This is a genomic window from Methanobacterium sp., assembly GCA_016222945.1.
Classification (GTDB): domain Archaea; phylum Methanobacteriota; class Methanobacteria; order Methanobacteriales; family Methanobacteriaceae; genus Methanobacterium_D.
This window is the reverse complement of the sequence record JACRPY010000002.1, coordinates 836,192-848,331: the sequence shown is the minus strand read 5'-3', so window position 1 is coordinate 848,331 and position 12,140 is coordinate 836,192. Positions and strand designations below refer to the sequence as shown.

The following is a 12,140-nucleotide window of genomic DNA, read 5'->3' as shown; positions in this document are numbered from 1 at the left end:
AAAATGATAGTCCTCAATTAATTGGAAGTGTGTTTATGAATGAAGAGCTTATAAAAAAGGCTTATGAATTAAGAAGCAGAGGTTTTACAACTGGAGAAATTGCAGATGAACTTAATGTGTCCAAAGACACTGCAAGATGGCTTATTTTACAGGTAACAGGTAAAAAAATAGAAGCTGAATCTCAAGCACCAGTTGACTTTGCAATAGACTGGAAAAAATTAGGAAGCAGTTCCACACGAATGATGAATGTATCTGCAGCTATGGCCGATTTAGCCATTGAATGCGGCGATGTAGAAGTTGTAGTAGGCATAACCGTTAGTGGAGTGCCATTTGCAACCATGATGGCCCAAATAATAGGAGCTGATATAACTGTTTTCCACCCCATAAAACACAGAAAAGAAGAAGATGCAAAAGGAGCTATAAGCAGCAATTTCGCATCAGTTGAGGGCAAAAACATTGTGATTGTTGACGACGTTATAACTAGTGGAAGAACCATTAATGAAGCAATTAAAGTGTTAAATGACCTTGGGGCAAACACTTTATGTGTTGTTGTTTTAATTGATAAAAAAGGAATAGAAAAAATTGGAAATGTTCCTGTAGAATCATTGATACGTGTAAGCAGGCTTGGATAATTTTATTGTCTGCTTTTCTATTATTTATTTTAATAAATTTCGAAAATTAGGGAGAAATATTACACCCTATACATTAATATAGCTGTAATACCTCCAAAAGCCCTTAAAATCTGCATCTCCTCAACCTTTTTTCCTTGAAAAAAGGGTTGATCAAAAAAAAAATTGAATTATACACGATACCTTAATATAGCTGTAATACCTCCAAAAGCTCTTAAAATCTGCATCTCCTCAACCTTTTTTCCTTGAAAAAAGGGTTGATCAAAAAAAGGTTGAATTACACCCTATACCTCAATATAGCCGTAATACCTCCAAAAGCCCTTAAAATCTGCATTCCTTCCTCTGTTTCTGTTGATATTAGTTCTACTTCAGATCCGATTTCTTCTGCCATATCCACGAAATCATCGATAATGTCTTTGGCTTTACTTTCTTTCATTTTTTCGCCGCACTCAGGACACTGCATTTCATCGGATTCATCAACATTTTTAACAGTTTTTTCCTTAACACATCCACATGCTGAACATTCATAGGTTTCTCTGCTTGATTTAAGGCCTTCAGAAAGTAGAAGGACTTCAACTGCTCCCATTTGAAGATTTTTTCTTACATCTGCTTCCCCATATGATGCAAGTCCATCTTCACTTATTAATTCCTTTAAAAATCTCTGAACAAGCTTTTTTTCCCGCATTATGTCAATTTCAGTTAAAACATCCATAGATTTATCAATAACTTCTCTTATCCCAAATTCACCAGTATATGATGTATCTACTGTTGTTATAACTTTATTTTTAATTTCATATTGCAAATAATCTCCTTTAAGGAACTCTTCCTTTGTATGTCCAGGTCCGCCCAATATTACTCCTTTTAAATCAGTAATTGGTAGGAAAGCATCGTTCATGTGCCCTCCAATTCTTTTCAAGAATTCATGAGCTGCAAGTTCTATTAAACGGTCAAATCTTCTCTGTGATTGCCCACCTGCTTTATGTTTACCTGGAACTCCACTTGTAAGTGTTTTTACAATGTCTATTCTTTTTCCACGGAGTAGTGCAATTGTAGCTTCTTTTCTATCTAAAACTGCCAGCCCATATGTTTCTTTTATATCTAACATGTCCTGAAGTGGTTCCAGGAAAAATTCGGAGTTACAGTGGTAAGTATATGTTTGTAATGGTTCTGGAGGTTCAAAAACGTATGTTTCCATCTTTTCAGTACCAGGACCGCCCCGTGGAATCATTCCCACAAAAAGCAGAAGTCCGTTTTCAGGAGGTTTAGGAAAGAGTCTTAATCTCTGCATAATCACTTCTATTGCAGATTGTACATTCTTTTTTGTAGATTTACTTTTGATATTTGCACTTTGACTTAATTCTTCCCTCATATGTTTTACGACATCACTTATTTGTTTATCTGGAGGGATATAAACAGATACGAGTTCTGTTCCTCTTCCTTTCTTATCTGAAAGTTCCTCAATAGTTCGTTTAAACTCGTATAACTCTTTTGATGATACTTCAGCCAAAAAAATCACTCCTTAATTAGTATAAATAATAAATTGGTTAACTGCATAATTTAAAATATCAGAAATTATTTAGTCTATGTTTATCTTCAATGATATAAATAATAATATAATTAATTAAACTCAAATTTATTTACTTATACTATTAGAATTATATTTATTTAAGTTTCACGACATTAATTATTGGTGATAAGATGAAAATAGTTGTTACAATTGGCGGTTCAATTATAATTAAAGATAATGATCCTGCAAAATTCAAAGATTATGCTGAAGTTTTACACGATATGAACAATGAACATCAAATTTTAGTTGTTGTTGGAGGCGGAAAACCTGCAAGAGATTATATTGGAATAGCCAGAGGCTTTGAAGCTTCTGAAGCAGCCTGTGACGATATAGGAATTGAAGTAACCCGACTTAATGCCAAGCTTCTGATCATGGCCCTTGGGGCAGATGCATATCCTAAAGTTGCTATGAATTTCCATGATGCAATGGAATTTGGAACGTCGGGTAAAATTGTAGTTATGGGTGGAACAGAACCAGCACACAGTACTGATGCTGTTGGAAGTATCCTTGCCGAGTTTGTAGATGCTGATCTTTTAATAAACGCCACATCAGTGGACGGATTATATGATAAAGACCCAAATAAATACAATGACGCTAAAATGTTCGAAAAGATCACTCCAACTGAAATGATGAATATTTTAAGCAGTAAAGAAATTAAAGCAGGTACATATGAGTTTTTTGACATGACTGCAATTCAAATTATAAAAAGATCAAATATAAAAACTAGAATTATAAACGGCGAATACCCTAAAAATCTTAAAAAAGCCATAAAAGATGAAATAGGTACTGTTATCATTCCTGATTAATAAATAAATTGAATTTTTATATTAACCAATGAGGTTAAGAAAACCAAGAGTTTTTCGAACCCAAAATAAAAACATACGAAAATCAAAGATTTTCATGCATGAGAAACAAAGTTTCTCTGCTCCAAATATAAAGTATTTGAGAGCTCCGAAATCAAAGCATGCAAAAACTTCGTTTTTGCTGCGTGAAAATTGAAAATTTTCACAGATTTCGAGAGATTTTGAGGTGTAAATATGACAAAACCACATAAACATTGTCCAATGTGCGGAACACCAATCCCTATGGAAGAAAAGTTCTGCTCTCCAAATTGTGAACAAATTTTTACAGAAAGACAAAGAAAAGTAGCTAAAACAAGGAAAATAATGTATATAGCCTTTGCTGCATTAATTATAATTTATTTCCTGTTTGCTTTTAAGGGAAAACTATATTAAACTTGTTTATTTTTCTTTTTCAATTATTTTTTTTAAATCTTGAATTTCTGACTTTATTTCTTTTAAACTATCAGTCTCAGATTTTATTTCGTTTATCTGATTTTCTAAGCTGTTCAATTTTTTAAAAAGATTTCCAATAGTTTCTTTACTCTTTTCTTTAGTTACTTCCCTTTCTTTACGGAATTTTTCAAGTAGTGCAGATGTTGTTGTAGCTGTTAGGAGGCTTGAAAATGCAATTGCAGTAAACATAGCCACTAAACCAATTAATCTACCAGAACTTGTTACTGGAACCACATCCCCATAACCAACTGTGGTGATGGTTTGTATTATATACCAGAAACCGTCTCCCAGTGTGTGCAGATTTGGATTTACTCCTCTTTCAATATAGAAAACAGCTGCAGAACCAAATATAATAACAAAAAGGTAGATTGCCAAACCATAAAACAGTTTTGTTTTCTCGGCAAATTCTAAAACTTCATCACTTATCTTCCTTGAAAACTTGTATAATGCAAAAATTTTAATTATTGCAACCAATTTGACAATAACAAATATTATAGGGCTAATCTCTCCCGCTAAAATTATTATAATAAAATTTATGGGAATTATGGCAACTATATCAATCCAATTATCCCTGATATAATCTCCTTTATCTTTTTCATCCCTTATTCTTAAATAGAATTCTAATAAAAGGAATACTGCAATGAATAAGTCTGACTGAATTAATATAGTGATATTTCTAGGTTCAAAATTAAAAAAAACCAGTATCAAAAGGGTAAATCCATAGAAAATGATAGACATGAAACAAAATAATTCATAAATCCGTCTGATTCTACTATCCGGCTTCATAGTATATAATAAATGTTATTAATTTAATTATTTTTTGGTTTTTGATTAAAAATAATATTTAATTTAATTATTTTTCATAGATACTCAAAAAACCATTTTTTTCAATTTGAATCTGTAAATGAGAAATATTTTTAAATAAATCTTAAGATAAATTAAATATAATCATATTGAAAGGCAAAAAATGAATAAGATTGATTATAAACAATTGAATAATGAAAAAAGATAATATTGCAGTAAAAAAATCCATTATAAGGAAGTAAATATGTCTACTGAAATAAAAAACAATGCAGATAATAGAAAAGCAAACATTAAACCACAAATACCAGGGAAAATTGTTCTAGCCACACTAATTCTGGTAGCTGCAGTCGCCAACCTAAATCTTTCGGTAGCTAATGTTGCTCTACCTTCAATAGGTTTAGCTTTTGGTGCTTCACAGGTTCAAATTAATCTCGTGGCAGTAGGCTTCTCTTTAGGTCTTGCTGCTTCAGTGCTATGGTTTGGTGCTTTGGGTGACCATCATGGTCGAAAGATGATGCTCATTATAGGAACACTGATTGCCATACCTGCATCTATCATCGCAGGTTTTGCTCCAACCATTGAGATCTTAATTGGGGCCCGTATCATAGGCGGCTTGGCTGCAGGAATGGCATTTCCAACTACTCTGGCACTAATAGCTGCTTTATGGTCAGGTCCAATAAGGACAAAGTCAATCGCATTGTGGTCAGGTATAGGTGCTGCAATTGCGGCTCTTGGACCATTATTCTCCGGATATCTGCTTCTATCAAATTCATGGGGTTCGGTCTTCCTTATCACATTGCCCCTGGCTGTTATAGCTCTAATTATGGCCATAAAATTCGTTCCATCCCATATAAATGAAACAAAAGATCCAGTTGATAACATTGGAGGGTTAATGTCTCTAATTCTCTTAGGAACATTGATTCTAGCCATTAACTTTGCTCCAGTACCAAATTCAGAAACTCTGATAATTAGTTTATTAATAATCGCAGCCGTTGCAGGAATCTTATTCATAATGCGCCAACATAAAGTACAAAATCCACTGTATGACCTTAAAATCGCCAGTCGTCAGATCTTCTGGGTAGCGGCAACTGCAGGAATAATTGTTTTTGGGTCACTTATGGGCGCTATGTACATCGGTCAACAGTTTTTACAAAATGTTCTTGGATATTCAACCTTAGATGCAGGAATTTCAATTTTACCGGCAGCTATCTTGATGATTCTGGTAGCACCACAATCTGCCAAGCTCGTTGAGTCCCATGGTTCTAGATTTACACTTTTACTTGGCTATTTGTTCTGTTTATTAGGTTTCATGACCATGCTATTGTTATGGAAAGATAACATCCCCTACTGGGAGGTTGGACTTGCTTACGCCTTTGTCGGAATTGGAGTAGGGTTGGCAGGAACTCCAGCTTCACATTCACTTACAGGTTCCGTTCCAGTTAAACGTGAAGGTATGGCCTCAGGAACTGCAGACTTGCAACGTGATTTTGGTGGTGCAATCATGACTTCCATATTCGGTGCACTACTTACAGCAGGTTATGCCAAGGCATTTGCTACACAAATCAGCAACCTGTCCCCCTCTGCCCAACAGCAAATATCCGCTAGCATAGAGGCAACACTTACAAAATCATTTGCCAGCGCTGCCACCCTTGCGCAACAGAATCCACAATATTCTGCCCAGATCATATCTGCAGCTAAAACTTCATTTTTAGCGGGAGACCATTGGGCTTATCTTGCTGGAATTATAGCAATCATTATTGGAGCTGCAATCGTGTTCTACAAATTTCCTAAGATGGAAGAAGAAAAAAAATTGATTGTCCAATATTATAATGAGGACATGATACTGTCTGAAGATGTCGATGAGCTATAAAATAGGAAATTCCTTGTCAAATTGGATTTAGGCTCAATTAAACTTCTAAAAATTGGAATTAATGTATAATTTAAAAATAAGTATAAAACAAGAAAATAAATAAATTGATGTAACTATAAAGTTACACCCATATCAAGCTGTTCGGTGAGCTCTTTGTACCTATTACGGATTGTTACTTCAGTTACACCTGCAATATCAGCAACATCTCTTTGAGTTTTTCTCTCTCCAAGAAGCACAGATGCAATGTATAATGCTGCTGCTGCAACTCCTGTCGGCCCTCTACCTGATGTAAGGCCTTTTTCCATTGCTTTTTCAATTATTTCAATAGCTTTGGATTGTACTTCACCAGACAAGCTTAATTCACTTGCAAATCGTGGAACATAATCCACAGGAGATGTTGGTGGTAATTTAATGTTAAGTTCACGTGTTAGGAACCTGTAAGTTCTTCCAACTTCTTTTTTACTTACACGAGATACTTCTGCAATCTCGTCAAGAGTTCTTGGAACGTTACATCTTCTGCACGCCGCATATAATGATGCAGCAACTACTCCTTCAATACTTCTGCCTCTGATGAGCTTATTTTCTACAGCGCTTCTGTAGACAACTGATGCTGCCTCTCTCACGCTTCTTGGTAAACCTAATCTTGATGAATCCCTGTCAAGTTCACTTAAAGCAAATGCAAGGTTCCTTTCTGTAGCACCAGAAATCCTTATCTTTCTCTGCCATTTCCTTAAACGGTACCATTGAGCACGGTTTCGTGCAGGGATGTCCCTACCGTAGATGTCCTTGTTCCTCCAGTCGATCATGGTACTTAAACCTTTATCGTGGATGGTGTAAGTTATAGGTGCACCTACTCTTGTTCTTTTATCCCTTTGTTCATGGTCAAATGCTCTCCATTCTGGACCCATATCAACTAAATTATCATCTATAACCAGACCACATGCTCCGCATACAATTTCTCCACGTTCGTGATCATTAATTAATTTGTCAGAACCACATTCTGGGCACTTTGTTTCGACTTTTTCAATTTCTGAAACGTCGTATTTCATTTTTTCTTTCGTTTTTTCCGCCCCCAACTCTTTATAGGTTTTGATGATATAAACAATTGCTCTCCAACTCGCTTTTCAAAACTTTCAATATTTTTTGCGTATATTCTAACTGAGATGTAAGGTTTTTTTGTTGGTCCAAAGACATCATGGATGCTTCCAATCTTTTTTTTGTCTTTATTAAAAACATGTAGTCCTAATCTAGGAGAGTTATCCGATCTAAGGATAATTTTGCCCTTATTAGACATATGTGAGATAATTCCTAGTTTTTTCATTTATCATCATACCGATAGTTTTATATAACTAAAATGTGTTAAGAAGTACTATATAAATGTTTCGATACTTATAAATAATAAAATTAAAACCTTCATATAAGCCTTTTGAATTGATTTTTAGGGTAGATAAAAAAAGGAAATCTATTAATATAATAAGGCTATCTGAATTAGATAATAAATCAGCATAGAATATGATCAAAAATCAGATTATCCTTGATTAACCGAACTTCCCTTCTTATCTTTATACAATTTACCATAATAGAATGTAGCAAAAGCTCCAACAAATGTAGGCATCATATAAGTAACTAACCTATCCAATAAAGACACAGCAAGGACTACATCGGCAGGAACACCTACAGGAAGGAAAAGAGCAACCATAGTGCCCTCACGAATCCCCAATGATCCTGGTATTGTAGGAAGTATTGATACTAAAATAGATATTGTATAAATGATTATCATAGGCACTATAGGCGGATAATAGCCTATTGCTCCAAATGTAAGATAAAAACGGAAGTTATCAAGTCCCCACATCAAAAATGAGATGAATACTCCCACTAAAAACATCCTATTATTCCTTAAAACTCCCTGGAACCCTGTTGTAAATGTTTCAATGTATTCAACTAATTTATTTTTGACATTATTAAATGAAGTTTCTCTGGAAGTTAATCTTTTTACAAAAGGATATATGCGCTTTGCAAGTGATAAAATTAATCTTGTTGCAACTTCTTTTTTTAAACCAACATATATCATCAATCCAAAAAATGTCATTGTCACTATTATCATTAAACTAACCAATAAACTGGTTAAAAATCCAATATTTAATGTGAATATTAGGTATGCTGCGAGTGTGGATACCAATACAAATGGGAAAAATTCAAAAACTCTGTCTGCAGTTGCTGATGCAAAACCAGTTTCAAATGGAATTTCTTCAAATTTATCAAGTAAATACGCACGTAATGGTTCGCCTCCAGCAGCACCGGGAGTTACATTGTTTCCAAATTGGCTTGCAAACATCATTAAAAACAGTTGTTTAAATTTAGGAGCCCTATGAAGAACATCTAAAATCAATTTCCACCGTTGCGTCCATAATAATATAATAATCAGTTCTAAAAGCACTGTAAACAACATTAAATAAATATTTGTGCGCCCTAAAACTTCTAATATATCATTTATACCCACTGCAAAGGATACAATGAATATGATGAATGCGCCTACAATGAATGAAATTAATATTTCCCATTTATGACCCTTTATAAATTCGGTAGTGCTTTGCATTATTATCCCTATTAAATTTAAATTCAAAAACGTTTTTTATTAAAACAATATATATTTATTTTTTTATCTTTAGCATTTATAGTTTTTATTTTATTCCCAATATATCTGATAGAGAACGCCCTTTTTCTATTTTAGAAATGATTTGATCCTCTTTTTTCTTTATATTTAATGTTTCCTTTATCACTGCATCTAAATGCTCATTAGGTATGACTATAACACCACATTCATCTCCAACAATTATATCTTGAGGATTAACTGTGATATCGCCACATTTTATTGATATATTTACTTTACCTTCATTTTTAGGGCTGCCAGCATTAGGAACTATCTTTTTTGAAAAAACAGGATATCCTAATCTTTTAACTGCCCCAACATCCCTTACTGCACCATATATTACTGTACCTACTATTCCCTTTTTTTGTGCAGTTTTAGATGTTAATTCACCCCAAATCGCATTATTATCATCTTCAACATAAATAAAAAGTATTTCACCACTTTTAGCTGCATCTATTGCTTTTAAGCTGGTTCCCCAATCATCAGAACTTGTAGATGCAGTTACTACCCTTCCAATAACCACCTTATCTAATAATGGTTTAACGCCCTGAATCACTCCAGAATTACCTGTAACATGATTTAAGGCATCAGAAAGTTGGGAAGTTGAAATATCCATTCTCACTAATTTAGAAATAGAAGAGTTGGATGAAAATTTTTTTAAGATGCTTTCAGGTGAAAGCTTCATGCCATCAAACATTAAAAATCAATCCTGAGGTGTTGTAACTTCTTCAACAAGTGTTTTACCTGCTACAACCTCATCAACACTGTGTATTGAACCACCGTATTGTTTGATTGCGTCGTTGATTTTATCAAAATTTAAGTCATTTCCTTGCATTGTTACCTTAACATTCTCAGTTTCTTTATCAATTTCCATTAAAGTAACATTAACTCCATCAACACCCTCTAATTCACTTAAATATTTCGCAAAATAAGGTATATGCGGTTCATGAGGTTTTAATATATCTAAAACAATTCTTATAAGGCCTTTTGCCACTTTCATATCCTCCAATTATTTTCAATAATTGGGGTTCAGGAAAATCTTTTATGATTTTTCTTCAACCTCCAAAAATCAGTGATTTTTTGTGGTTATCAAATGCTGCCAAAATTTCATTTTGGCGCCTGCAAAACCAAATGTTTTGCGGTTCAGGAAACAGACTTTCCTTCAACATCGAAAATCGTAGCCTACAAACACTTCGTGTTTGTGCTCCAAAAATTCTTCGAATTTTTGAGAGATTTTCTAATGCTCCGCATTTGGTACATCGAAATCTATTGATTTCGATAGTTCCAAAATTCAAATGAATTTTGATAACCTCCAGATTTCATAGTTTATATTAACACTTAATTATTTACAAGATATTTAAAATTTTAGTTTTTAAAGTTAAAATTATTAAATCAAACATTTTAACAAAATATAACTTGATTATTTGTTAAAAAATAAAACTAAAATAGAAGATTTTATTGGTTATTACTAGTTTTTTATGTTCAATTATTTATATGAGATTATGCATATAACTTTATAGATACTATTAAACATTTCATAAAGGCTTACCATGAGTTTTAGAAGATTATCTCTTATAGTTGAAGAGCTATCAAACTGTGTAGAACAAGGAATGCCAATTCTTATAGAGGGTAAGAAAGACGAAGAAGCATTAAAAGAGCTTGGTATTAATGGTAATATCATCAAAGTTTCTGGTTCTGGTCTTAAACTCTTTGAAATTGCAGAAATGGCTGTCGAATCATCTTCAAAAGTGATTATACTCACCGATTTTGACAAAAAAGGTGATATACTTGCAAAAAAATTGTCATACGATATACAAAGCCTTGGCTCTCATCCTGATCTTAGCATTCGAAAAAAAATTATGAAAATTACTCGAAAATATATTAAAGACATTGAAAGTCTTCCAAAACACATAAAACAATTAGAACTGGAAATAAATCCTTATGGTAATTACCAATAACCTAATTTAAATGATTATCAGGGGATTTCCTAATTTAAATGGAAAGCCCACATCACATGATATACAAATATCATAATAAGTATCTATAACTAAAGGAGGCCTATTATGGGAAAAGGCGAAGAAATAAGTACAACTAAATATCTCATTCATGCTCAAATTAATGCTAATGGAATTGTAGAAAAGCCCGATGTTGTTGGTGCAATATTTGGACAAACAGAAGGTCTTTTAAGCAATGATCTTGATTTAAGGGAATTACAAAAAACAGGACGTATAGGAAGGATTAAAGTAAATATAAACTCTCGTGGAGGTCGTTCAAAAGGAGAGATAGTTATTCCATCAAGCCTTGATCGGGTGGAAACTGCCATCCTTGCAGCATCACTGGAAACTATAAACCGTGTTGGACCTTGTGAAGCTTATATACAGGTTTCCAAAGTTGAAGACGTTAGAGCTGTTAAAAGAAGGAAAGTCGTAGACAGAGCAAAGGAATTATACAAAGGAATGATGGAAGAAGTAACTCCTGAAAGTCTTAAAATGATAGAAGAAGTCAAAGAAGCCATGAGAATTCATGAAATAACTGAATTTGGTAATGAAAGACTTCCTGCTGGCCCTAATGTCACTACATCCGATGCTATACTTGTTGTTGAAGGACGAGCAGATGTCCTAAATCTATTAAAATACGGAGTAAAAAACGCAATAGCTGTTGAAGGCGTAAGCATTCCAAAAACTGTTGCCGAATTGACCAGAAGTAAAACCGTTACCGCTTTTGTAGATGGAGATAGGGGCGGAGAGCTTATATTAAAAGAATTATTACAAGTTGGTGAAGTTGATTATGTCACCAGAGCTCCAAGAGGAAAAGAAGTTGAAGATCTGGAAAAAGAAGAAGTTATGGTTGCTTTAAGGGATAAAATTCCTGTTGAACAAATGTACCATGATCTTGGAGTAAAAGTCGAAAAAATAGAAGAGAAGGAAAAAGAGAAAGGTGAAGATAAACTTCAAGTCCTAAAGAATGTTTTAAAAGAATTAGAAGGTTCAGGTAATGCTGAAATCTTCGACGATGCTTTAAACATACTTAAAGAAGTAAAAGTAGAAAACCTCTACGATGAACTTAAAAATATCGATAATCACACATATGCTGTTGTTTTCGATGGTGTTATAAGTCAAAGATTAATAGATATAGCCAAAGAAAAAGGACTTAAACACATTGTTGCAGTTAGAATGAGTGATGTAGTCAAAAAACCGGCTCCAATAAAAGTTATAACAAGATAAATCCATTAATCCACCAGATATTGGTGGATATTCTTTAATTTAAAGTTCATTTAAGAAATTAAAAAGTTTAATTAACTATGTGACTTGGTGTCACATCATAG

The 12,140-nt window shown here is 33.5% G+C and carries 15 protein-coding genes; 6 read left to right on the top strand and 9 right to left on the bottom strand.

The annotated features are described in order from the left end of the window. Nucleotides 1-35 precede the first annotated feature (35 nt). On the top strand, nucleotides 36-632 hold the full coding sequence (locus HZC47_04520) for an orotate phosphoribosyltransferase-like protein (GenBank protein MBI5680141.1): 597 nt from the start codon (nucleotides 36-38) through the stop codon (nucleotides 630-632). A 167-nt stretch (nucleotides 633-799) separates the two neighbouring features. Here HZC47_04520 and HZC47_04515 read toward each other — a convergent pair whose 3' ends face one another. Continuing rightward, on the bottom strand, nucleotides 800-856 hold the full coding sequence (locus HZC47_04515; protein ID MBI5680140.1) for a hypothetical protein: 57 nt from the start codon (nucleotides 854-856) through the stop codon (nucleotides 800-802). A 50-nt stretch (nucleotides 857-906) separates the two neighbouring features. Further along, nucleotides 907-2,136, bottom strand: coding sequence for a peptide chain release factor 1 (gene prf1, locus HZC47_04510; protein ID MBI5680139.1), 1,230 nt, complete (start codon nucleotides 2,134-2,136; stop codon nucleotides 907-909). 191 nt (nucleotides 2,137-2,327) lie between these two features. On the opposite strand from prf1, the gene pyrH reads away from it, so the two are divergent. Both pyrH and HZC47_04500 read left to right on the top strand, forming a co-directional pair. Continuing rightward, on the top strand, nucleotides 2,328-3,002 hold the full coding sequence (pyrH, locus tag HZC47_04505; GenBank protein ID MBI5680138.1) for a UMP kinase: 675 nt from the start codon (nucleotides 2,328-2,330) through the stop codon (nucleotides 3,000-3,002). A 231-nt stretch (nucleotides 3,003-3,233) separates the two neighbouring features. Continuing rightward, on the top strand, nucleotides 3,234-3,431 hold the full coding sequence (locus tag HZC47_04500) for a DUF2116 family Zn-ribbon domain-containing protein (GenBank protein MBI5680137.1): 198 nt from the start codon (nucleotides 3,234-3,236) through the stop codon (nucleotides 3,429-3,431). A gap of 6 nt (nucleotides 3,432-3,437) precedes the next feature. On the opposite strand, the gene HZC47_04495 is transcribed toward HZC47_04500, so the two are convergent. Continuing rightward, nucleotides 3,438-4,277 (bottom strand): ion transporter, encoded by an 840-nt coding sequence (locus tag HZC47_04495; protein MBI5680136.1) that lies wholly within the window; start codon nucleotides 4,275-4,277, stop codon nucleotides 3,438-3,440. 262 nt (nucleotides 4,278-4,539) lie between these two features. Here HZC47_04495 and HZC47_04490 point away from each other — a divergent pair, with 262 nt between their 5' ends. Then, nucleotides 4,540-6,165 carry an MFS transporter gene (locus tag HZC47_04490; GenBank protein MBI5680135.1) on the top strand — a complete coding sequence of 542 codons (1,626 nt, stop codon included), beginning with the start codon at nucleotides 4,540-4,542 and terminating at the stop codon, nucleotides 6,163-6,165. 113 nt (nucleotides 6,166-6,278) lie between these two features. On the opposite strand, the gene HZC47_04485 is transcribed toward HZC47_04490, so the two are convergent. From HZC47_04485 to HZC47_04460, 6 genes are all read right to left on the bottom strand, one after another. Beyond that, complete coding sequence (locus HZC47_04485; GenBank protein ID MBI5680134.1) at nucleotides 6,279-7,214, bottom strand: transcription initiation factor IIB; 936 nt, start codon at nucleotides 7,212-7,214, stop codon at nucleotides 6,279-6,281. Further along, complete coding sequence (locus HZC47_04480; GenBank protein MBI5680133.1) at nucleotides 7,211-7,486, bottom strand: hypothetical protein; 276 nt, start codon at nucleotides 7,484-7,486, stop codon at nucleotides 7,211-7,213. Before HZC47_04480 ends, HZC47_04485 begins: the two co-directional genes overlap by 4 nt. 207 nt (nucleotides 7,487-7,693) lie before the next feature. Then, nucleotides 7,694-8,761 carry a UPF0104 family protein gene (locus tag HZC47_04475; protein ID MBI5680132.1) on the bottom strand — a complete coding sequence of 356 codons (1,068 nt, stop codon included), beginning with the start codon at nucleotides 8,759-8,761 and terminating at the stop codon, nucleotides 7,694-7,696. 85 nt (nucleotides 8,762-8,846) lie between these two features. After that, on the bottom strand, nucleotides 8,847-9,512 hold the full coding sequence (locus HZC47_04470) for an RraA family protein (GenBank protein ID MBI5680131.1): 666 nt from the start codon (nucleotides 9,510-9,512) through the stop codon (nucleotides 8,847-8,849). A 6-nt stretch (nucleotides 9,513-9,518) separates the two neighbouring features. Continuing rightward, nucleotides 9,519-9,809: a DUF211 domain-containing protein gene (locus tag HZC47_04465; GenBank protein ID MBI5680130.1), complete on the bottom strand. Its 291-nt coding sequence runs from the start codon at nucleotides 9,807-9,809 to the stop codon at nucleotides 9,519-9,521. 61 nt (nucleotides 9,810-9,870) lie between these two features. Next, nucleotides 9,871-10,110 carry a hypothetical protein gene (locus HZC47_04460; GenBank protein MBI5680129.1) on the bottom strand — a complete coding sequence of 80 codons (240 nt, stop codon included), beginning with the start codon at nucleotides 10,108-10,110 and terminating at the stop codon, nucleotides 9,871-9,873. Between the two features lie 255 nt (nucleotides 10,111-10,365). Here HZC47_04460 and HZC47_04455 point away from each other — a divergent pair, with 255 nt between their 5' ends. Then, a complete protein-coding gene (locus HZC47_04455; GenBank protein ID MBI5680128.1) occupies nucleotides 10,366-10,773 on the top strand; it encodes a hypothetical protein in 408 nt (135 codons plus the stop codon). Nucleotides 10,774-10,878: 105 nt separating this feature from the next. Next, the gene (locus HZC47_04450) at nucleotides 10,879-12,039 is read left to right on the top strand and encodes a DNA primase (protein MBI5680127.1); all 1,161 of its coding nucleotides are present in this window, start codon (nucleotides 10,879-10,881) and stop codon (nucleotides 12,037-12,039) included. The last annotated feature ends 101 nt before the right edge of the window (nucleotides 12,040-12,140 follow it).